The organism is Limnochorda sp. L945t (assembly GCF_035593305.1).
GTDB classification, from domain to species: domain Bacteria; phylum Bacillota; class Limnochordia; order Limnochordales; family Geochordaceae; genus Carboxydichorda; species Carboxydichorda subterranea.
The window spans coordinates 3,123,233-3,145,005 of the sequence record NZ_CP141615.1 but is presented as its reverse complement, the minus strand read 5'-3'; the positions used below and the strand labels follow the sequence as shown (position 1 = coordinate 3,145,005).

The window sequence follows — 21,773 nt, the reverse complement described above, 5'->3', positions numbered from 1 at the left end:
CGCGTACCGGTATGATGCGGCTTCTGTCCGGAAGTTCCCGGCCTCCGACCCGGTGTGGACGTTGTCCCAGGTTATGTGGAATTTGAATAGCGCCTCCGGGATCCTTTTTTCAACCGGTAGCGAGTACAGGCTCGCTCATGGCCACTTCGGCTCCGATGGCTCGGCGCAGAGCGGCCTGAAGCATGGGGATCAGGCGGTAGCCGCGAATCCGCCGAAAGCGGGATTCAGCCGCCAGAAGCCCTATCCCCACCCACCGCTCGGCGTGCTGACCAGAACGCCAGCGCTTCACCCGCCCCGCCTTGGCGCGCACCACCGACAGCGCCGACTCCACCGTGTTGGTGGAGGCCAGCGACAGCCGCAGCAGGCCCGGGATGCCCAGCCGGTGCAGCGTCAGGGTTTCGTCCAACCCCTCCCGCAGGCTGTCCGCTGCCCCCGGGTGCTCCACCTCGAGCCGGTCGGCCAGGCGCTCCAGGGCCTCCCTGGCGACGCTGTAGTCCGGCTCCCCGTAGGCCTGGTCCAGCTTGCGGGCCACCCAGGCCTTCGCCGACTCCGGCAGGTGGTCCAGCACGTTCGCCTTCTTATGGACCTGACACCGCTGGACGAGGGCCTGCTTTCCGAAGACGGCTCGGACGGCGGCCCGCAAGGCCTTGGCCCCGTCCATCACCACCAACAGCCCCTGATCGGAGGACAGACCCCGCTCAACCAGGTCTTGCAGCAGTCCCTTGACCACCGCTTCGTTTTCCGTCGCCCCTTCCCGCAAGCCCAACAGCCGCTTGCGCCCGTCGGCATCGATGCCCAAGGCCACCACCACCGAGGAGTCGCCCACCCGCACCCCATCGACGACCAAGGCGACGATGGACCCCTGATCGAGCCGCTGGGTCAGGCGCTCCTCCAGCAGCCGACCCATGGTCTGGGTGAAGCGGGCACTGATCCGGCTTCGGGAGACCCCCTTACCCGGGAGCGCGTCGGTCCCGTCCAGCGTCTCCCGATAGCCCCGGGTCGACACCCCGTGGAGCAGCCGGGCCACCACCGCTTCGGTCAGGCTGTCCTCCTGCTGGGCCCACAGGTAGGTGTCGAGCACCACCTCCTGGCGGTCTTTGGAGCGGGCCCGAGGACGCTGGACGCTCACCTTGCGGCCCAGCACCACCACCCAGCCCTTTGCCTGGCCATGGCGGTAGGCGGGACGCTCCCGGCGATGCCGCCCCTTGGGTCCGACCCGCTCGGCCAGCTCGGCTTCCATCATCTCCCCGAGGGCCGCAACAGCCAGCTGCAGCACCAGCGCCGTCAGGCCCCCCTTCACCTGCTCCCCCAGCCGGCGCAGGGGAAGCTGGATGCTTTCGGGCAAAAACGGTACCTTTCGAGCCTTCCGGCGGTCGACCTTCTGAACCTTCCCATTCGGGCTGACCACGTGATATGCTGGCATCGGCGGCTCCTCCCATCCGCTGGGTTTTGCCAGCCCCTCTTCTACCACAGGGGCCCCGGAGCCGCCACTTCATTTTCCACAAACCTCGGGACAATCTCCCGGTGTGAGTGCCGATGACGACCGCATTTCAAGGGGATTCAACGGTGCACCCCTTCTGGCTACGTCAGGGGAACCCCCAAGAGCTGGAAGATCCGGCGGTGGAGGGGTTCGGGTTCGCCGAGGATCGTGACCTCCTGCCCGGCTACCTCCGCAGTGTGGCGTTGCAGCGTCTCCAGCTGCATCATCAGCCCCTCGAAGGACTGGCGGGGGTCTTCCTGGAGCAGCGGCCGCAGGGCCCGCTCCATGTGCCAGCGCACGTAGAGGGCCAGCATGCACAAGAACGTGGGGGCCCGCACCCGGTCCTCCAGCCGGTGGTAGACCGGGCGCAGGTCCAGGGCGCTTTTCATCGCTCGGAAGTTCTGCTCGATCTGGCGCAGCGACTGGTAGGTGCGTTGCACCTGGACCGGGTCCATCCGGTCGGCCGAGACGTTCGTGCGCAGCACGTCAAACCCGTCCAGCTCCGCCTCCCGGGCAATGGATGCGGGGTCCCGCTGGAAGGCGAAGTGCCCGTCGCGGATGGTGAGGTGAAAGTGCTTGCCCATCTTCCAGCGGCCCAGCACCTTGCCCACGGCCACCCCGATCTCGTCCGCCGTCAGGGGCTTGCGGCGGCGCCGGCGCACCCGGGCCTCCACCTTGGCCAACTCCCGCTCCGTGGCCAAAAGCAGCTCCTCGCGCTTTCGCCGCCGCTCCTCGGCCACCAGCGGGTTGTAGCAGATGACCAGCCGCTCCCCGGGGCGTTCAGGGTCCGTGATCTCCGCCACGCCCTGCCGGTCGAAGAGGCTCGGCTGGAACAGCCCCTGTGCGCGCAGCTCCTGGATGTCGGGCGCCCGAAGGGCGGTAACCCACCCGAAGCCCACCGCCTGCAAGTCGGCCAGGCGTGCCGTGACGATCATCCCCCGGTCGCCGACGAAGACCACGTAGTCGATCCCGAAGCGGCGCCGCACCCGGTCGATCTGGGAGGGGAGGGTCTGGGGGTCTCCCACATTCCCCGGGAAGACCTCGACGGCGACCGGGCAGCCCTCCGCGTTGGTGAGCAGCCCCACGGTGAACTGCTTCTTCCCCCGCTTCTTGTCCCGGCTGTACCCGAAGCGGGCCAGAGGGCAGGTCCTCCCCTCCAGATAGACGCTGGTCAGGTCGGGTATGACAAGATCCCTCCGGAACCGACCGGAGGAGATCGGACCCTCCCAGGGGCGACATGACCTCCGCCCGGTTCCTCGAAAAAGGGTCTTCGGGGGGAGGCTGGGCTTCGTGAGGTCGTGCCAACCAAGGCTGCTGTATGCGGGCCACCTCCCCCCGAAGGGCCCGGTCCGGTGACGAGAGAGCGCTGCGCCCAACGCTTGCGATACCTGAGTGCACGGGTCGGGCCAAACCTGCGCAAAAGGGGGAGACCAGTTTGCCGCAACGACTCCTGGCCGTTGGCATCGACCCCGCCAAACACGTCCACGGCGTCGTCGCCGTCCTGTACCCCGACCGGGTCGTCCTCGAAGCGCAGGTGCCCCATGACCTGCAGGCGATGGAAGCCCTCGATGCCCGCCTCGAGCAGCTGGCCGTCCGCCACCGGGCCGCACTGGTTTACGGCCTCGAAGATCACCGCCAGTACGGCCAGGCCTGGATCCGGGTGCTCCAGGCCAGAGGTCGCGAGGTGCGGGTCGTCAACCCCTTGTGGACCCGCCGGCAGAAGGACTTTTACGGGCAAGATAAGACCGACCTCGTGGATGCCCGAGCCATCGCCGCCGCCTGGCTCAAACGCATTCTCTTCATCGCCGCCGACGCCGCCCGCCGGGTCGATCCTCAACTGGCTCACGTCTACCGCCGAGCTCGCCTTCGTCCTGGAATCGTACCTGCGCCACAAGCTGGGAGAGACCGTCTGCTACCGCGAGGCCTTGCCGGATCTGGAGAAGCTGAAGGCGGTGCCGCTGCAAAGCAAGGACAAGCGCTACCTGCCGCGCACGGACCTGGAGGCCACCGCTCCAGCTGTCTTCCGGATCCTCGGCATCCGACCGCCCAACCGGATTGAAGAGCTGCCCCCGACCCAGGCCGCGTAGTGGTACGCCCCTCGCGCGCCCTCAGCAAACCTCGTCGTTACGGGAAAATTACAAAGTGGGGTGTCAAACTCCAGCCGGGACCCCTTTGTCGATGCAGGTGTCGGGCTTCAGGTAAGGACCAACGGGTTCGTCGGTATCGTGCCCCGAATCTACTCGGTTGGCGAAGCAGCCCCTGAGAGGGAAGAGCGTCCCGGTATCGCCGATTTGGCTGCCGTACCACAGCCGCCCCACCAGTCTGGCAGAGTTTTCGCACAACGAGGAGGAGCGACGTGCGGCATCACCGAATCTCGTTCTCGGCCGGTCCTTCATCGGGATAAGCGTTCATGCGAGGGAGCGTGTTATGAGCTCGGCAACTCCCCCCTCGGCAAGTGTACCCGCGGCTTCGGTGACCGTGTCCGAGGACGTCGCTGGAGGACGACGTGGCCCCGGCACCGTGAGAGCGGTTGAAAAGGCGCTGCGGGTGCTGCGTCTCTTCTCCGAGGACCACCCGCAGTGGAGCCTGGCCGACATCGCCAGGGCCCTCGGGCTGCCGAAGAGCACCACGTTCGGTCTTCTCCGCACCCTTCACTCGTGCGGGCTGTTGGAGGCTGCAGGGCCAGGCGTGTATCGGCTCGGGATGGAAGCCATCAAGCTCGGCTACGTGGCCCGGGTGTCGCTTCAGTTGCCCCGCTTCGTGCTGGCGTTGATGGAGGATGTGCTGGAGAAGACCGGGCAGATCGTATACCTCGCGGTCCCTTACGACGGCCGGGTGCTTTACGTCGAGGCCCTCTACCCACCCAAGCGAAGGGTACCGTACTCGGCCGTGGGCAGGACGGCCCCCATGCACTGCACCGCGTTGGGCAAGGCCATGCTGGCCCACATGGACCCGGAGCAGGTGCGGGACATCGTGCGTCGTCACGGGCTGCCGCGGTTCACGGAAAACACCCTGACCGACCCGGACGCGCTGGAGGCCGAGCTCGAGCAGGTACGACGGCAAGGTTACGCCAGGGACCGGCGCGAGCATGACCCGATGGTGGCGTGCGTGGCAGTGCCGGTGTGGGCTCGCAACAGGCAACTGGCCGGGGCCCTCAGCGTAAGCGGCCCGTTCTCCGTTTTCACGGACGCCGCCGCAGCGCAGTTCGCCGAGATACTGATTCACACCAGCGGCGAACTCACTCGCTACATCGCCCGACCCATCGCCTGAGAGGATCTCCGGACCCGACGGCGTATTCGTGACCCCGGTACCACGATACGGCACTGCATGCGGTATCGCCGCACGGTCGACGAAGCATGCCAACCTGGGGAGGAGATGGCTATGGGTCGGAAAGCGCAGGGGACGAGGTCTGTGCGTGCGTGGGGCGTCACGGTGCCGGCGCTCTTCTTGCTGGCGATGCTGGTTGTGGTGGCCCCCGTGGCCGGGGCGGCCTATCCGGAGCGAGACATCACTATGGTGGTGCAGGCAGCGCCGGGCGGCGCATCCGACTACGTCGCCCGCACCATGGCCCAGTACGCGGCTCCCATCCTGGGCGTGCGCATCAACGTCATCAACCGAACGGGCGGAGCGGGCGCCGTGGGGATGGGCTTCCTGGCCAACTCGCGGCCGGACGGGTACACCGTCGGATATGTGCCCGTCGAACTGTCCATGCTGAAGCACCTGGGCTACGCGGACATCTACCCGGGGCGGTTCGACCTCATCCTCCGGGCCAACGTCCTGCCGGCGGCGCTGACCGTGCGAGCCGATTCCCCGTATCGCAGCGTCGAAGACTTCATCAGGGCGGCGAAGGCTCGCCCGGGCGCCTTGAGCGTCGGTAATGCGGGGCCGGGTTCCATCTGGCACCTGGCGGCCGCCGCCCTGGAGGACGCGGCCGGCGTGCAGCTCAAGCACTTGCCTTTCGACGGGGCTGCTCCCGCCGTTGCGGCATTGCTGGGCGGCAACCTGGATGCCGTAACCGTGAGCCCCTCCGAGGTGTTGCCCCACGTGCAGGCCGGGCGCCTGCGGATCCTGGCGGTGATGAGTGAATCTCGGTCGCAGGTTGTGCCCGACGTACCCACCTTCCGAGAGCTCGGGTATGACCTGGTCATCATGGCGTGGGGCGGCTTTGCGCTACCGAAGGGGGTGCCGCGGCCCGTGCTGGAGACGCTCCACGCCGCCTTCAAGCAGGCTTACGACAACCCGGGCTTCCAGAAGGCGTTCCTGGACCGGGGCATTGAACCCGGGTACATGGACCCTGCGGCGTTCACCGCATTTGCCAACCGGCAATACGAACTGTTCGGGCGACTGTTCAGCCGGCTTGGTCTTGCCAAGTGACGGCTCCGGCGGGATGCGCGCGAGGTGCCTCCCGGGGCGCCTCGCGCGCCCGGGGGTTTGTCGAGAGCCAAGAGACGGAGCTGGTGACTGTGCCGGATCAGGCTCGCAAACGTTTCTGGCGTCATCCAAGCCTTGCGACCGCTGTGGTCTTCGCCGCGGTCGCGGGATGGGTTTGGTGGTACTCCGGGCGGTTTCCACCGGGGATGGGTGCAATCCTGAGTCCTGCGTTCTACCCGCGTCTGGCTGCGGCGGCCATGCTTGGCCTGGCAGGCCTGTTAGCCATCCTCGCGGTGTTGGGGATGGAGCACATCGACTGGCGCGGGATCTCGCGCGCTGAGATGGCGCGGTGGTCTATGCTCATCGGGTTGATGGCCGCGTACATCGTGGTGTGGTCACGCTCCCGTTACGAGGTCGCCACGGTGCTGTTCGGCGCATCCTTTGTCTACGTCTTCGAGCGATGTTCGCTGTGGCGCGCCCTACTCTTCGCAGGTCTCCTGACCGCTGCCATGTGGCTGTTGTTCGCATGGGGGCTGCGGGTTCCCCTGGAGGTGGTGAAGGCAAGCTGTGGCCTTGCTTGAGGGCTTGATGGCCGCGCTCCGTCCGGATACGTTGCCCTACACCGTCCTTGGCGTTGCGCTCGGCATGCTCTTTGGCATCGTGCCGGGGCTCACCGCCACCATGGGCGTGGCCATCCTTACGCCGTTGGCCTTCAATCTCTCCCCGGCTGCGGGGCTTGGCATGATTCTCGGCGTTTACAACGCTGCCATGTTCGGCGGTGGCATCACGGCGATCCTGCTCAACACGCCGGGCACCCCTGCCAGCATTGCGACGACCTTTGACGGCTACCCGATGCACCGCAGGGGCCTGGGCGGTCTCGCGTTAGGCATCAATGCCATTGGAGGACTGATCGGCAGTCTCTTCGGGCTTGTGGTCCTCGCGATCGTGGCCATCCCACTGGCGGATTTCGCTCTGCGCTTCGGCCCTCCGGAGTACTTCGCGCTCGCGGTGTTCGGGCTATCCATGATGGTGAGCGTGTCCGGGAGCTCGGCGGTGCGGGGTCTGTTAGTGGGGATGCTGGGCATACTGATCGCCACGGTGGGATTCGACCCCATGCTGGGGTACCCTCGGTTCACGTTCGGCAACGTCGAACTCTTAAGCGGCGTCCCGTTCATCCCTGTCATGATCGGCCTCTTCGGGGTGGCCGAGGTGCTGGCTCAGGCGCGCAACGCTGCGGTGGGCCGCGATCGCTCATATGCCGAGAGGGTCGAAGGGGCCAGAGGGGCCCTCGGACGGATATGGCCGACGCTCGCTGAGTGGCGGCGCCTTCTTCCCCCCATCGGGATTGCGTCGTTGGTGGGTACCTTCATCGGCGCCATCCCGGGGGCGGGGGGCGACATCGCGAGCCTCGTGTCATGGAACCTTTCGAAACAGGTATCCAAGAAGCCGGAGGAGTTTGGGAAAGGTTCCATCGAGGGACTGGCCGCCTCGGAGACCGCCAACAACTCGGTCATTGGCGGAGCCATGGCCACCATGCTGGCCCTGGGCATCCCCGGGGACGCGCCGACCGCGGTCCTCATCGGCACCTTACTGATCTGGGGACTGCAACCCGGCCCCCTGTTCTTCCGCGATCACCTCGACCTCTTCTATGTCATCGTGGGCCTGCTGATCGTGTCCAGTGTGTTGAGCTTCGTGCTCAGTGTGATACGCGCCCGAAGCTTCGTCACCTGGCTGACCCGTCTGTCACCTGCGCGGCTATGGGCTGCGGTGCTCGTTGCATGCGTGGTCGGCACGTATGCCCTCAACAATTCGATCCAGGACGTCTGGATCATGTTGCTGTCTGGAGTCGCCGGGCTTTGGATGCGCGAGTTCGACCTTCCGCCGGGGCCCATGGTGTTAGGCCTGGTGCTCGGCCCGATGGCGGAGTCGAACTTGCGTCGGAGCCTGGTCTTGTCCGACGCCAGCTGGGGCATCTTCCTGGACCGCCCCATCGCCGCAACCCTCCTCGCGGCAGCGGCCTTGAGTCTGGTCCTGACGGAAGCGCAACGGCTTCGGATACACCTACGTCCCCATGCGCTGAAAAGTTCGTAGCCGAGAGGATGCTGCAGAAGATGGCCTGGAATGGCGCAATGTCGCGCCAGACACCGTTCAATGGGCTCGTCGTGGCCACCATCACGCCCATGTCCGACGATGGCGAGCGAGTCGACCTGGCAGCGGCCACAGCGCTGGCCGAGTGGCTCGTCGAGCGGGGAGTCGACGGGCTCTTCGTTGCCGGCACCACCGGCGAAGCCGTCTTCCTGAGTGATGACGAGCGCGTCGCGCTGACGCAGGCGCTGGTCCGGGGGGTGAAGGGGCGGATCCCTGTTGCCGTGCAAGTGACGACCGCAACGACCCAGGGGACCCAGGAAGCGCTGCGGGCCGTCGCCGAGGTGGGAGTCGACGCGGTGGCTTGCGTCACGCCCTGGTACTACAGGTTGGATGAGCCGGCGCTGCGTGGATTCTACCGGGCGGTTGCCTCGGCGGCAGGCGACATGCCGGTCTATCTATACAACATCCCGGCTCGTACCGGTAATCGCATCAGCGCGGCCCTCGCCCGCGAACTCGCCATGGCCTTCGAAAACGTGGCGGGGATCAAGGATTCGAGTGGCGACATGCGGTCACTGCTGGATCTCCTGGAGGTTCGGGAGGCCCTGGCGGCCGCGCGCGCCTTCGCGGTGCTGGCGGGCAGCGACACGCTTTCGCTGGCGTTCATGCGCGCCGGAGGCGACGGGGTGGTTTCGGGAACGGCGTCGGTGGTTCCCGAGCCGTTTGTCGAGCTATTCAGGGCCATCCGGCAAGGTGACCGGGCCGGGCAGTCACGCTGGTACGCGGTGGTACGCCGCGTCGCGGCGCTGCTGGGCGAGGGGGACCGCCTGGACCTGTTCAAGGCGGTCGCCCAGGACAGGGGGCTGGGCGGTGGCAGCGTCCGGCTTCCGCTTACCCAATGTTCAAGATCGGAAGCGGCTCCGGTGATCGAGCGGCTCCGCGCCATATGGGCCGACGAAGGCTGGACGTGGCGGTGGTAAGGGCGCGTCCGTCACGCGGTGGCCGTTGAATAGCGCCGCCGTCATGAGGAGGGACCTGAACAGGCATGAGAAAGCTCATCAATGCCCCCGAACGGTTTGTAGACGACATGCTGGAAGGCATCTACGCCGCGCACCCGGATCAACTGACCTTCGTGCACGGCGACCTGCGCTGTCTTGTCAGGACCCGGAAGAAGCACGGGAAGGTCGCCCTGGCGACCGGGGGCGGTTCCGGGCATCTGCCCCTGTTCCTCGGCTACGTGGGGGACGGGATGCTCGACGGGTGCGCGGTAGGGGGCGTCTTCCAGTCTCCCAGCCCTGAGCAAGTGCTCAAGGTGACCCGGGCCATTCACGCCGGCGAGGGCGTGCTCTACATCTACGGCAACTACACCGGCGACGTCATGACCTTCGACATGGCGGCGGAGATGGCGGCCGTCGAAGGAATTCGGGTGGAGACGGTGATCGGCAACGACGACGTAGCGTCTGCTCCACGCGGCAGGGAAGACAAGCGGCGGGGCGTCGCAGGGTTGTTCTACCTCTACAAGGTCGCCGGAGCCGCCGCCGAGGAGGGGGCTTCCCTGGACGAAGTCGAGCGGCTTGCCCTCAAGACCGGGGACAACGTTCGGACCATGGGGGTGGCGCTTTCCCCCTGCGTCATTCCGGAGATCGGGCGGCCTACCTTCGAGCTCGACGAGGGAGAGATGGAGATCGGGATGGGGATCCACGGCGAGCCGGGCGTGAAGGGGAAGGCGCCGCTCAAACCCGCTGACGAGGTTGTGGACGAGATGTTGCGGGCCATCATGGAGGATCTCCCCTTCAAGCGAGGCGATGAGGTCTCGGTTCTGGTAAACGGCCTTGGGGCGACGCCGAAAGAGGAGCTCTACATCCTCTACCGGAGGGTCTCCCAGGTGCTCAACGCCGAGGGCATCCGGGTCTGGCACGCGTACATCGGCGAGTTCGCCACGTCCATGGAGATGGCCGGGGCTTCCATATCGCTGCTGCGGTTGGACGACGAGTTGAAGCGCTACCTGGCCAGGCCGGCGAGTACGCCGTTCTTTGCTCAGGGGCAGCTTTGACGGGGGTTCCGGCATGGAAACGCTCGGTGCGCAAGACGTCAAGGCCATCCTGACCAACCTGGCGGCGCACATAGAAGCGTGCAAGGAGGAACTCGGGCGACTCGACCAGGTCATCGGCGACGGCGATCTTGGCCTAACCATGAGCAAAGGCTTTCGAGCGGCCGCGGATGCGGTCGCGGCGATGCAGGAGACGGACGTCGGCCAGGTCTTGGGAAATGCTGGCATGGTCATTGCCTCGACCGCTCCCTCCACCATGGGCACCTTGATGGGGACGGGGTTCATGCGGGCCGGAAAGGCAGTGGCCGGGAAGCAAGCGGTCTCGCTGGAAGACGTGGCGGCCATGATGGCCGCCTTTGTCGAAGGCATCATGATCCGGGGAAAGGCGAAGCCTGGAGACAAGACCGTCTTGGATGCGCTCCATCCCGCCGTCGAGGCCCTCAAGGCGGCGGTTGCCAGCGGTCAAAGCGTGGCCGAGGGCCTGGCCTCGGCCTATCGAGCAGCCGAGCAGGGTCTCGAGGCCACCAAGGACATGGTGGCGCAGCACGGCAAGGCCGCCTGCTTTCACGAGAAGACCCTGGGCAAACCGGACCCCGGCGCCACCGTCGGGATGCTGCTCATGAAGGCCCTGGCTGAGTACGCGGCGCGCACCGAGCGGCCGGGTCAAGCCGGGGTTTGCTGAGGCGGTTCAAGCAGCCTGTCCACGTTGGCCCTGACGCTCGCCGGCTCCGCTGGAGGCTCAGGAGCCGGAGGTTTTCATAGGTGCTGTCCAGGTACGCGCCCAGGGCGCGCCGGTTGGCCGCGAGGGTGGGCGGGTGCAGATGGGACACGGCCCGCAGGATGCGAAAGGCTTTCAGGGAGCCCGTGAGGATGTGAAGGAAGCGGGCCTCGTGCTCGCGCTCCTCGGAGGTGACCTGCCGGACGCGCCTTCCCACACGGTGGGCGGCCCACATAAGCGGTGGAACCATGAGGAGGAGCGCCAGGGTGGCCTTCCAGGACAGGTAGAGCAGGACGGCGACGAAGACCGAAGCGGCGAGCGCCTGCTGCACGAAGGTGATCGCAAGGTTCAGCGCGGGGACGAACCCCTCGGACGCGTCCTTGTGGATGCGGCTCACGAAGGAGCCCGACCCCTGGCGGTTGAACGCCTGCCAGTCGAGGCGCAGGCTTTGCTCCAAGAGCCGCAGATCGAGGTCGAGGACCACCCGATTCGCAAAGGCCCCATGAGGGGCTGCAGCAAGGCTTCGGCGGCACCCAGCAGGCCGCTGACGGTCAGAAGCCAGAGGAACTCTGCCCTTTGCTTACCCAGGGGAGTCCAGAAGATCTTCATGTGGATCGACTCTCGACTCATCCCTCGACCCGCCGTCCGGGCGGGCCGCGGGCTCTTCAGCGGTGATGCGCCGCACGCCCCGGTCGTAGAAGAGATAGTTCCAACCCCAGTTGACCAGCACCAGCAGCCGGTTGCGGAAGCCGATGGAGTTGATCCAGTTTCGTGGACAACCTGTGGCTAAGCAGCCGTATCAGGGACTTCGTGGTGGAGGTACCACCTCCTCGCGAACTCGTCCGGACTGAGATAGCCGAGGGCCGAGTGGCGCCGGCGGCGGTTGTAGAAGGCCTCGATGTACTCGAAGATAGCGGTCTTCAGCACCTGGCGGGTCGGCCACGGCCTCAGGTCGAGCAGCTCGGTCTGCAGGGTGGCAAAGAAGCTTTCCGCCACCGCGTTGTCCAGGGCATCCCCCACCGAGCCCATGGAGCCCAGGATCCCGGCCGCCTCCAGGCGGCGGCTGAAGGCCAGGGAGGGGTACTGGGCGCCGTGGTCGGAGTGATGGACCAGCTCGCCACGGGGCCGTCGATTCCAGACGGCCATGTTCAGGGCGTCGATGACCCGTTCGGCCGTGGGCCGCTCCCCCATGGCCCAGCCCACCACCCGGCGGGAGAAGGCGTCGAGGACGGTCGCCAGGTACAGCCACCCCTCGTCGGTGGGATGCTGGGTCAGGTCGGCCACCCAGAGGCGGTCGGGCGCATCGGCGGCGAAGACGCGTTGCACGCGGTCCGGGAAGACCCGCCGGCGGGGGTCCCGGCGGGTGAGGCCCCGCCCCGTGCGTCGATGCGCCCCCTGCAGGCCCATCTGGCGCATCAGCCGGGCCAGCCACTGGCGAGAGCAGTCGATGCCGGGAGCCATTCGCAGCTCTGCCCACACCCGGGGCGTTCCGTAGGTGCCTCGGCTGGCCGCATGGATGGCCCGGATGCGGTCCATGCGTTCCCGGTCTTGCTGGGCCCGCCGGGAGGGCGGGCAGTGGCGCCATGCGTAGTCCCCGCTGGCGGAGACGTCCAGCACCCGGCCCAGCATGGCGACGGAATGCTCGGCCTTCTGCTGCTCCACGAACCGGAAGGCGGCTACCGGGTCCGGTCGGTCTCCCGAGCAAAGAAGGCCGCGGCCTTTTTCAGGATCGCTCGCTCTTCCCGGAGAATGCGCACCTCACGCCGCAACCGCTGCAGCTCTTCCCGTTCGGCGGTGGTCAGGCCCTCGCGTCCCCTGCGTCCATCGCGGCTTGGCGTACCCATTTGCGCAGAGATTCCGTGGAGACCCCGAGGCCCGCGGCGATCGCCTTCTGTGTCTTGCCGGAGGTGCGCACCCGCCGCACGGCCTCGGCGCGAAACGCCGGCGGGTAGGGGGGTCGGGTTGGTGGCATGGGACACCCTCCTTGTTGGGGCTCCGCCCCAAGTGCGCAGGTGTCCGCGGAATCGGGTCAACCCCAGTTTTGTTTTCGGCTTTGCCCTGCGCGTGCCGTCCGTGATGGAGCTGGCCCGGTGGGCGCGGAAGGGGGCCTTTCGTAAGCCGTTGGGTCCGCATCTTTCACCGCTGCGCGACCGTATCCGAGACCGGGCCATGCTCGCCGAGCTCCCAGCGCTTGGGGCATCCACGACGCCATCCTGCAATGGCCCGCTGCAACAAGGGTGTTTCGGGCCGGCACCGTGCCCGGCCGGCACGTGGTGGCTCTGGACCGGACGGAGGTGCGGCGCCCCGAGGCGCGCCTGCCCGGCCTGTCAGGTTCATCGCCCTCGTGGGGGCATCCTCTACTTGACGAGGTCTGGCGGGACATTCGAACAACTGTGCGTGATCCAGAAGGAGCAGCGGTCCTGACACCGGCAGGCGCCGCCGGACCTCTGCCGGATGGGGTCGTCACCTCCGGCGGAGCTGGTCGATCATGATGGCGACGATGATGACCGCGCCGATGGCCGCCGGCTGCCAGTAGGCGGGAAAGCCCATCAACACGAGGCCGTTGCGGATGACCTGCATGATGGCCGCGCCGATGAGCACCCCCAGGATGGTACCCTCGCCGCCCATGAGGCTGGTGCCGCCGATGACGGCCGCGGCGATCACGTCCAGCTCGTAGCCGAGCCCTGCCGTGGGCGCCGCCACCCCGAGCCGGGCCGTCATCAGGATGCCGCCGACGCCCGCCAGCAGACCGCTCAACGAGTAGACCAGGAGCTTGATCCGCCGGACGTTGACCCCGGCCAGCGCCGACGCCTGCTCGTTGCCTCCCACGGCGTAGATGCGGTAGCCCCAGACGGACCGGTTGAGGAAGAAGTGGGCCATGACGGCGAGCAGCAGCATGAAGATGACGGGAAGCGGCACCTTCCACGGCCCCACGGGGAGGTCGTATTGCCCGAGAAAGTTGAACGATGCCGGCAGGCCCCGCACGGGCCAGCCCCCGGTCAGCCCGTAGGCGAAGCCCCGCGCGATGCTCATGGTGCCCAGGGTCGCAATGAACGGAGCCAGCCGCCCCCACGAGATGAGCGCTCCGTTGACCGCCCCAACGAACAGTCCCGTCAGCAACCCCGCCACGACCGCCAGCGTCGTCGAGTGCCCCGCCGTGAGCATCATCGCAGAGGCCAGCCCTGCGACCGCCATGACCGAGCCCACCGACAGGTCGATCCCGGCGGTGATGATCACGAGCGCCTCGCCGAAGGCCGCGATGGCGATCCACGAAAAGGCCCGCAAGACGTTGAAGATGTTGGTACTGGTGAGGAACTGAGGCGCCCGGATGGCGAGCAGCGCCGACATCACCAGCAGGATCGCGAGGATGCCCACTTCCTGCATCCGGATGCCGGCCACCGCCCGCCGGGCCGGGGAAACGTCTTCGACCTTGGCCGTACGGTCCATCATGCCTCGCTACACCCTTCCGGCCGCCACCGCTCGATGTCCCGTGGCCATCCACATGATGCGCTCTTGGGTGGCCTCCGCCCGATCCAACTGGCCGGCCACCCGTCCCCGGTGCATGACCAGCACCCGATCGGACAGCGCCAGGATCTCCGGCAGTTCGGAGGAGACCATGATCACGCCAATCCCTCTCCTGGCCAGCGTCCTGATGAGCTCGTGCACCTCTGCCTTGGTGCCCACGTCGATGCCCCGGGTCGGTTCGTCCAGGATGAGCACTTTGGGCTCCTGGGCCAACCAACGGGCCAGGATCACCTTCTGCTGGTTGCCCCCGGACAAGAACATGGCCTTCTGCGAAAGCCCCGAGGTCCGGATGCGCAGGCGCTGCACTTGCGTCTCTGCCATCCGGGCGAGCGCGCGCCGGTTGACCACGAAGCCCCTGGCGCGGCTCAACCGATCGAGGGAGGGTAACCCGATGTTTTCGAGCACCGGCAGCTTGAGGATGAGCCCCTGGTTTTGGCGATCCTCGGGCACGAGCATGATCCCGGCCCGGATGGCGTCCGCCGGAGAGCGGATGGCAAGGGGCCTGCCCTCCAGGCGGATCTCGCCGCCGGTCGGCCGGTCGGCGCCCGCCAGCAGCCGCACCATCTCGGTGCGCCCCGCTCCCATCAGGCCGGCCACCCCGAGGATCTCGCCGCCGCGGAGCGTGAAGCTCACGTTCTCGACGACGCCAGCGCGGCTCAGTGCCCGCACCTCGAGCAGGGGGGCCGATTTGGCCGGTTGCGGCGCTACGCCCGTAGCCTCCCCCACGGTACTGCGGCGACCGGCCCCGCGCTCTTCCACCTCCCGCCCCACCATCAGGCGTACCAGAGCCTCCACCGTGGCATCCCTGGCCGCCATCTGCCCCACCCGGCGGCCATCCCGCAACACCACGACCCGGTGGGCGATGGCCAGCACCTCTTCGAGCCGGTGGCTGACGAAGACCACGCCGATGCCCCTCGCCGCCAGCGCCCGGATTACGTCCATGAGGCGCCGCACGTCCTCCTGGCCCAAGGAGGCCGTCGGCTCGTCCATGACCACCAGCCTCGACTCGAAGGCAAGGGCCCTGGCAATCTCGACAAACTGGCGGTATGCCACGGACAGCCGGCCGACCACGGCCCCCGGGTCGAGCGGCACCCCTAAGCCGTCGAGCACCTCTCGGGCCCGCCGCCGCATGGATGCGGCATCGACCAACCCGAGCCAGCCCGCCCACCCGCCGCGTCGCATCTCCCGCCCGAGGAAGACGTTGGCGCTCACGTCCCGGTTGGGCGCGAGGTTGAACTCCTGGTAAATGGTCGCGATGCCGAGCTGGCGAGCATGGTTGGGATCCTGGATCTCCACGGGCCGGCCCGCCACGTAAATGCTTCCCGCATCGCGGCGGTAAGCCCCGCTCAGGATCTTGAGCAGCGTCGACTTGCCGGCGCCGTTTTCGCCGACCAGCCCGACCACTTCGCCCGGCGCCACTTCGAAGTCCACGTCGTCGAGGGCCTTTACCCCGGGGAAGCTCTTCGAGATCCCCTTCATGAGCAGCCAGTAAGGCTGGCCCGTCTCGGAGGCTGCAGCGTGCATCCGGACCGACCCTTCAGGTGTCGTCGGGCTCGGCTTCGCACGCCGGGGGCGGCCGTACGCGGCGCCCCCGGCGTGGCATGGCACCTTACGCCAGGCGCTGCCCGAGCGTGCTGCCGCCCGGCTCAATATGGAGGCGGCAGAGGCTTGGTGAAGTCCTTCTTCTCCCACGCCTGGATCATGGCGTTGACGTTCTTGGCGGTCACGAGGTCCATGCCCGAGTCGACCCACTTGGGGAACTGCTTGCCGTGGACGACCCGGTCGTAGAGGATTTGAATGGAGTCGTATCCCCATCCCCAGTACTTCTGGCCCACCAGGCCGGCAAGGTAGCCGTCCTTCAAGAACTCGAGCTCCACCGGCAACGTGTCGAAGGCGACCGTCTTCATACCCTTCTTGGCCGCCGCCTCCCACAGGGGCATCGAGCCACGCTCGGCGAAAAGCGGCCACAGCCCGACGAAGAACCAGCCCTTCAGGTCCGGGTACGCCTGCATGGTCTCCTCGACGACCTGTACGCCCAGGTTGATGTCGTCGTTGCAGTACACCGTGCGAACGACTTCGATGCCCGGGTACTTCTTGACTCCATCTTTGAATCCCCGGATGCGTTCCTCGAGGTTGAAGGCACCCGGCACACCCGTCAGGAGGGCGACCTTTCCCTTCGTCCCCATGGCCCGGACCAGGAGGTCCGCCGCGGCCTTGCCGCCTTCGTAGTTGTTGACGCCCAGATAGGTAAACCGCTTACTGTCCGGTGAGTCGCTGTCCCAGGTCATGACCGGGATGCCTGCGGCTACCGCCTTGTTGATGACGTCTGCCAGCGCCGTAGGGTCGTTCGCTGAAAGGGCGATGCCGTCCACTCCTCTGGCGATGACGTCTTCGATGACGCGGACCTGCTCCGCCGCGTCGGAGGCCACGGAGCCGACGTACAGCACCTCGACCTGATACGGCCCCTTGGCGGTCAACTCCTTCGCCTTGGCGAAGGCGCCGTCGCGCCCCAGCTCGAAGACCGGGTTGTTGAGCGCCTTGGGGATCCAGGCGAACGTCAACTTACTGCCAGGGGGTTTGGCCGCCCCCAGCGCTACCGCCGACAACCCCACCACCAGCGCGACGACGAGCAAACTGACGACCAGTACGTTCCGTCTCATAGAAATGATCCCGCCTCCTTTCGCTGCCCTGCCATCGCAACCCCACGTCCCCGCGGGCTCGTATCGTACCGCCACGCAACTTCGTTGCACGCGCCGACTTAGTCCCGCGTGAATCGGTTACGACACGGAGCTCGCCATTCCTCCCGCCCGCACAGGGATGCGTGCACACGGGCTACACAAACGGTATCAAGCCGGAGCATGGGGCCAGGTGGCCGCCGGACGGGCGGCCGTGCATGCTCCGCTTTGTCCGGGCCTGTGGCGTCCGACTTTGTCGAGATCTCCTACGAAGGATGGACTCACGCCCATGACGCTGCAGGAGTTCTCCCGGGTACCGGGAAACAGGGGCCTCGAGCCCTCGCACCGAAAGCAGGGCCGTGGCGAGAGACCAGCGCAGCAGGAGCAGGAGCGGGAGGGGTTGCCGGAGTGGCGGCAGAGCAGGGTGGGGGTGCGCTCCGGGGGAAGGTCGCGCTGATCACCGGAGCGAGCCGCGGCATCGGGCGCTCGGTGGCGATACGCCTGGCCCGGGAGGGAGTGCATGCGGCCCTTTTCGCCAGGACGGAGCCGGACCTCCGGGCGGTGGCCGGCGCCGTGCAGGCCCAGGGGGCACGCGCCCTGGTGCTGCCCGGGGACGGGCGGCGGGTGGAGGACGTGCAGCGCGCCATCGCCGCCACCATCGAGACCCTGGGCGGGTTCGACATCCTGGTCATCAACGCCGGGGTGGGCAAGTACGGGCCGCTCGAGGCGTTCAGCCCGGACGACTACGACTGGATCATGGAGACCAACATGCGCTCCACCTTCTTGTTCGCCCGTTTCGCCGTGCCCCACCTGAAGCGCCAGGGGTCGGGCCACGTGGTCATCGTGGCCTCGGTGGCGGGCAAGAAGGGGCTTCCCAACGAGGCGGTCTACTGCGCGAGCAAGCACGCGCAGGTCGGTTTCGCGCAGGCTCTCGACTACGAGCTGCGCCCGCACGGGGTCAAGGTCACCACCATCGCCCCCGGCGGAGTGCACACGCACTTCGCGCTCGGCACCGGGCGGACGCCCGGTGACCCCCAGCTCGAGGAGTACCTCGATCCCGAGGACGTGGCCGAGGCCGTCTACTTCGCCGTGGCCCAACCTCCCAAGTCGCGCATCATTGAGGTCGTGATGCGCCCCATGCGAGAGCCTTTGTGACATGAGGGAGCCCTGGTGAAGGTGGCCCGGATCGTCGTCTTCGGCCCCAACCTGGCCATCGACCGGACCGTGGCCGTGGGGGACTTCCGGGCGGGAAGGGTCTTTCGCACGGACCAGACCCTCACGGTGGCGGGCGGCAAGGGGGCCAACGTCGCCCGGGCCGTGAAGGCGCTAGGCGGGGAGCCCCACCTGGTGGGCCTGGTCGCCGGGTGGACGGGCCGGTTCATCCGAGACGATCTCGAGCGGGAAGGGATCCCGGCCACCCTGGTCGAGGTGGACGGCCTGTCGCGCACCTGCACGCTCGTGGTGGACCCCCGAAACGGCGAGACGACCATCATCAACGAAGAGGGACGGCTCCACGCCGATGCCCGGCGCGTCCAACAGCTCGCGGCCGCCCTCGAGCGATTGGCCGGCGAGGCCGACGTAGTCGTGTGCAGCGGCAGCCTGCCGCTCACGCTGCGCCGGGACTTTTACGCCCGGGTGCTGCAAGCGGCCCGGCGGGCGGGCGCCTGGACCCTCCTCGACTCGAGCAAGGAACCTTTGCTCCTGGGCTTGCGGGCACGCCCCCACCTCATCAAGCCCAACCGCCAGGAACTCTTCGAACTGGCCGCGCAGCTGGGCGAGCAGGGCATCCTGCCGGCAGGCGAGCGGCCGGTCACCCAGTCCGGTGAACGCACCCTCGACGAGCCACAGGCAGGAGACGAGCAGCGCCTCGTGAGGGCGGCTCGGACCGTGCTCGGGTGGGGCCCGCAGGCAGCCGTCGTCTCGCTGGGAAGTGCCGGCGCCCTCGCCGTCGACGCAGCCGGCGCGTGGCGGGTGGTGGCCCCGCGCGTCGCCGTGGTCGACCCCGTCGGGGCCGGAGACAGCATGGTTGCCGCCCTGGCGCTCGGGCTGGCCCGGGGCATGGCCCTGGCGGAGCTCACCGCCTTCGGCGTGGCAGCCGGGACCGCCGACGTGACGACTTTCGGGGGCGGGCTGGTGACGGCTGAGGCCGTGGCCGCCTTGCAGGCCGGGGTAACGGTCACGCCGCTGCCCGCGTAAAGCCGCCCTCGCCGGGACAACCGGGTTTACTGCGCCGGCACCGTGGCCGGGCGGGCCTCGAGCTTGACCGGGAGCGTGAGCGTCTTGCCCTCCCGGACCACCTGCACCTGGATCGTCTGCCCGACCTCGGTGTAGCGCGCCACCACCAGCAACAGGTCGTCGAAGCTGTCGATGGGGCGGCCGTCGAGCTTGACGATCACGTCGCCGCCCACCTGGACCTCCTGCCCGTCCTGCCGCGTGACCTGCTGCGTGCCCCGCAACCCTGCCTTGTCGGCCGGGCCGCCCCGCACCACCTGGTGCACGTACGCGCCGCGGGTGCTGGTCAGGCCGTTGGCCCGGGCGACCGCCGGCGAGAGGTTGGTGCCGGACACCCCCAGCCACGGCCATTGGTAGCTGCCGCGCTCGATGAGCACCGGCACCACCTTGCGCACCAGGCCGGAGGGCACCGCCAGCCCCACGCCCGCGAAGACGCCGGTGCGGCTCTGGATGGCGGTGGTCACGCCGATGACGGTGCCGGACGAGTCGAGCAGCGGGCCCCCCGAGTTGCCCGGGTTGATGACCGCGTCCGTCTGGATGACGTCCGGGATGGAGAAGGGCCTCAGTCCCGCCGGGATGACCCGGTGGAGCCCGGAGACGATCCCCGTGGTCATGGTGCCGCTAAACCCAAAGGGGTTACCGATCGCGATGACCTGTTGCCCGACCCTCAGCCCGTCCGAGTCTCCCAGGGTCAAGGGGCGTACGCCAGCCGGCACCCGGTCGATCTGGACCACGGCAAGGTCGCTGTCCGGATCCGTCCCCACGACCGTGCCCGTGAGGATGGTGCCGTCCAGGAAGGTAACGTCGAGGGTGCGGACGCCCGCGACCACGTGGTTGTTGGTCACGATGTGCCCGGCCGTATCGATCAGGAAGCCGGACCCCAGCCGATCGGCGGCGCCGAGGCTCACCACCGCGGGCGCCACCCTGGAGTACAGGTCGATGAGGGCCTGCTCTCCGGGCTCGAGGGCCCGCGTCGGCGGCGCGTCGAGCGCGGCAAGCCCGGAGGCGCCGGCGATGACCATCAGGAGCGCGATCGCGACCCTCGATACGCGGAAGCGACCCGTCGCTCGAGCACCGGACCTGGGGGCATGGTCCAAGGTAGGAACCTCCTCCCTGGGGGGCCTGTCTCTTCCCTGCTGATTACTATTCTACCCGATGGCCACCGCAACAGGGGTTTGGCAACCGCAACAGGGCTTTGGCAACCGCAACAGGGCTTTGGCAACGATTCTGCGTGCGAACCGCGTGCTGCTCCCGTGCTGGCCGGGAAACGGGCAGGGACAGGGTCTCTCCGCTCGAACTCTGACCTGTTCGCACCGCCGCGACATGGCTCGCATGAGGAGGTCGTCCCCGTGGCTACCCCGGAGAGCGCGGATCGCAGGCGAGCGATACGGTTCATCGTGCTCCTGGGTTTCGTCAGCCTCTTCGCCGACATGACCTACGAGGGAGCGCGCAGCGCAACGGGGCCGTTCATGCTCGCCCTGGGTGCGAGCGCCGGCGCCGTGGGCGTCGTCGCCGGCCTGGGAGAGCTGGCCGGTTACGCCGTGCGGCTGGGCTCCGGCTACATGGCCGACCGGCTGCGCCGGTACTGGCTCTTGACGGGCATCGGGTATGCGATCAACCTTCTGGCCGTGCCCCTGCTGGCCCTGGCCGGCCGGTGGGAGGTCGCCGCCGGGCTCATCGTCGTCGAGCGCATCGGCAAGGCGATCCGCACGCCTTCCCGCGACGTCATGCTCTCCTACGCCACTCACCAGGTGGGCCGGGGGTTCGGATTCGGTTTGCACGAGGCGCTGGATCAGGTGGGGGCGGTGACGGGGCCTCTTCTGGTGGCAGGGGCGCTGTTCGCCGGGGAGGGGTACGCGCGAGGGTTTGCCGTCCTTCTGATCCCGGCGCTGCTCGCCCTCGGCACCCTGGCGGCGGCGCGGGTGATCTTCCCGGCGCCGGCGCAGTTCGAGCGCGCGCCCGGTGAGGCGCCAGGCCCGACCTCAGAATCGGCACCTCGGGCCGGCCAGGAGAGCGTTCGGCCCGAGGCGAAGCTTCCCGCGACGTTCTGGCTCTACGTGGCCTTTTCGGTTCTCAGCGTCGCGGGGTTCGCTCACTTCCAGCTCATCTCGTACCACCTCAAGGCTCACGGTCTGATGGCCGACGCCGTGATTCCGGTGGCGTTCGCCGTGGCCATGGGGGTCGACGCGCTCACCGCCCTGGCGGCCGGCAGGCTGTACGATCGCAGCGGGATGGCCTCCCTGCTCTCGGCGCCGCTGCTCACCATACCGGCCGTCGTCCTGGCCTTCGGGCCGTCGGCGGCCACCGCGTGGACGGGCGTCCTGCTGTGGGGGGCGGCGATGGGGGTCCAGGAGACCATCATGCGGGCAGCGATCGCCGACCTGGCCCCGGCCGCCGTCCGGGGCGCGGCTTACGGCGTCTTCAACACGGCCTTCGGCGTGGCGTGGTTCGCCGGGAGCGCGGCCATGGGCTTCTTGTACGACCTGTCGCCGGCCTACCTGATCGGCTTCGCCCTGTTGCTGGAGCTGGCGAGCATCTTCCCGCTCGCCGCGATGCAGCGGCAGGCGGCCGCCCGGGCTCGAGACCGTGCCAGGGGCACGTGACCGGCATCCCGCCGGGGACGTCGCCTGCGCGCCC

General features: G+C 68.0%; 18 protein-coding genes and 1 pseudogene. 11 read left to right on the top strand and 8 right to left on the bottom strand.

Annotated features, from left to right (window positions below):
- Positions 1 to 109: 109 nt before the first annotated feature.
- Both U7230_RS14565 and U7230_RS14560 read right to left on the bottom strand, forming a co-directional pair.
- Positions 110 to 1,423, bottom strand: a complete 1,314-nt coding sequence (locus tag U7230_RS14565; protein WP_324716120.1) for an IS256 family transposase — start codon at positions 1,421 to 1,423, stop codon at positions 110 to 112.
- Positions 1,424 to 1,581: 158 nt separating this feature from the next.
- Positions 1,582 to 2,856 carry an IS1634 family transposase gene (locus U7230_RS14560; RefSeq protein ID WP_324716555.1) on the bottom strand — a complete coding sequence of 425 codons (1,275 nt, stop codon included), beginning with the start codon at positions 2,854 to 2,856 and terminating at the stop codon, positions 1,582 to 1,584.
- Between the two features lie 59 nt (positions 2,857 to 2,915).
- Between U7230_RS14560 and U7230_RS14555 the strand changes: the two genes are divergently transcribed.
- From U7230_RS14555 to dhaL, 8 genes are all read left to right on the top strand, one after another.
- A complete protein-coding gene (locus U7230_RS14555; RefSeq protein ID WP_324716554.1) occupies positions 2,916 to 3,539 on the top strand; it encodes an IS110 family transposase in 624 nt (207 codons plus the stop codon).
- Between the two features lie 461 nt (positions 3,540 to 4,000).
- Positions 4,001 to 4,750: an IclR family transcriptional regulator gene (locus U7230_RS14550; protein WP_324716553.1), complete on the top strand. Its 750-nt coding sequence runs from the start codon at positions 4,001 to 4,003 to the stop codon at positions 4,748 to 4,750.
- A 111-nt stretch (positions 4,751 to 4,861) separates the two neighbouring features.
- Positions 4,862 to 5,854, top strand: coding sequence for a tripartite tricarboxylate transporter substrate binding protein (locus U7230_RS14545; RefSeq protein ID WP_324716552.1), 993 nt, complete (start codon positions 4,862 to 4,864; stop codon positions 5,852 to 5,854).
- Entirely contained in the window at positions 5,851 to 6,432 is a 582-nt protein-coding gene (locus tag U7230_RS14540; protein WP_324716551.1) for a tripartite tricarboxylate transporter TctB family protein, read from the top strand. Before U7230_RS14545 ends, U7230_RS14540 begins: the two co-directional genes overlap by 4 nt.
- Entirely contained in the window at positions 6,419 to 7,942 is a 1,524-nt protein-coding gene (locus tag U7230_RS14535; RefSeq protein ID WP_324716550.1) for a tripartite tricarboxylate transporter permease, read from the top strand. The genes U7230_RS14540 and U7230_RS14535 overlap by 14 nt, the downstream gene beginning before the upstream one ends.
- A 38-nt stretch (positions 7,943 to 7,980) precedes the next feature.
- Complete coding sequence (locus U7230_RS14530; protein WP_324716549.1) at positions 7,981 to 8,916, top strand: dihydrodipicolinate synthase family protein; 936 nt, start codon at positions 7,981 to 7,983, stop codon at positions 8,914 to 8,916.
- Positions 8,917 to 8,981: 65 nt separating this feature from the next.
- Positions 8,982 to 9,989: a dihydroxyacetone kinase subunit DhaK gene (locus U7230_RS14525; protein ID WP_324716548.1), complete on the top strand. Its 1,008-nt coding sequence runs from the start codon at positions 8,982 to 8,984 to the stop codon at positions 9,987 to 9,989.
- Between the two features lie 13 nt (positions 9,990 to 10,002).
- Positions 10,003 to 10,668 carry a dihydroxyacetone kinase subunit DhaL gene (gene dhaL / locus U7230_RS14520; RefSeq protein WP_324716547.1) on the top strand — a complete coding sequence of 222 codons (666 nt, stop codon included), beginning with the start codon at positions 10,003 to 10,005 and terminating at the stop codon, positions 10,666 to 10,668.
- Here the strand turns inward: dhaL and U7230_RS14515 are convergent.
- The 5 genes and pseudogenes from U7230_RS14515 to U7230_RS14495 form a co-directional block, all read right to left on the bottom strand.
- A complete protein-coding gene (locus tag U7230_RS14515; protein ID WP_324716546.1) occupies positions 10,604 to 11,188 on the bottom strand; it encodes an ABC transporter transmembrane domain-containing protein in 585 nt (194 codons plus the stop codon). The two genes, dhaL and U7230_RS14515, sit on opposite strands and share 65 nt — an antisense overlap.
- A gap of 302 nt (positions 11,189 to 11,490) precedes the next feature.
- A pseudogene (locus tag U7230_RS14510) lies at positions 11,491 to 12,676 on the bottom strand (IS3 family transposase).
- A 491-nt stretch (positions 12,677 to 13,167) separates the two neighbouring features.
- Positions 13,168 to 14,154, bottom strand: coding sequence for an ABC transporter permease (locus U7230_RS14505; RefSeq protein WP_324716545.1), 987 nt, complete (start codon positions 14,152 to 14,154; stop codon positions 13,168 to 13,170).
- 6 nt (positions 14,155 to 14,160) lie between these two features.
- Positions 14,161 to 15,753, bottom strand: a complete 1,593-nt coding sequence (locus U7230_RS14500; protein ID WP_324716544.1) for a sugar ABC transporter ATP-binding protein — start codon at positions 15,751 to 15,753, stop codon at positions 14,161 to 14,163.
- A 122-nt stretch (positions 15,754 to 15,875) separates the two neighbouring features.
- The gene (locus U7230_RS14495) at positions 15,876 to 16,889 is read right to left on the bottom strand and encodes a sugar-binding protein (RefSeq protein WP_324716543.1); all 1,014 of its coding nucleotides are present in this window, start codon (positions 16,887 to 16,889) and stop codon (positions 15,876 to 15,878) included.
- A gap of 423 nt (positions 16,890 to 17,312) precedes the next feature.
- Between U7230_RS14495 and U7230_RS14490 the strand changes: the two genes are divergently transcribed.
- Both U7230_RS14490 and U7230_RS14485 read left to right on the top strand, forming a co-directional pair.
- Positions 17,313 to 18,059: an SDR family oxidoreductase gene (locus U7230_RS14490; protein WP_324716542.1), complete on the top strand. Its 747-nt coding sequence runs from the start codon at positions 17,313 to 17,315 to the stop codon at positions 18,057 to 18,059.
- 15 nt (positions 18,060 to 18,074) lie between these two features.
- Positions 18,075 to 19,100 carry a 1-phosphofructokinase family hexose kinase gene (locus U7230_RS14485; protein WP_324716541.1) on the top strand — a complete coding sequence of 342 codons (1,026 nt, stop codon included), beginning with the start codon at positions 18,075 to 18,077 and terminating at the stop codon, positions 19,098 to 19,100.
- 26 nt (positions 19,101 to 19,126) lie between these two features.
- Here U7230_RS14485 and U7230_RS14480 read toward each other — a convergent pair whose 3' ends face one another.
- On the bottom strand, positions 19,127 to 20,233 hold the full coding sequence (locus U7230_RS14480; RefSeq protein ID WP_324716540.1) for a S1C family serine protease: 1,107 nt from the start codon (positions 20,231 to 20,233) through the stop codon (positions 19,127 to 19,129).
- Between the two features lie 252 nt (positions 20,234 to 20,485).
- On the opposite strand from U7230_RS14480, the gene U7230_RS14475 reads away from it, so the two are divergent.
- Positions 20,486 to 21,739 (top strand): MFS transporter, encoded by a 1,254-nt coding sequence (locus tag U7230_RS14475; RefSeq protein WP_324716539.1) that lies wholly within the window; start codon positions 20,486 to 20,488, stop codon positions 21,737 to 21,739.
- Positions 21,740 to 21,773 lie beyond the last annotated feature (34 nt).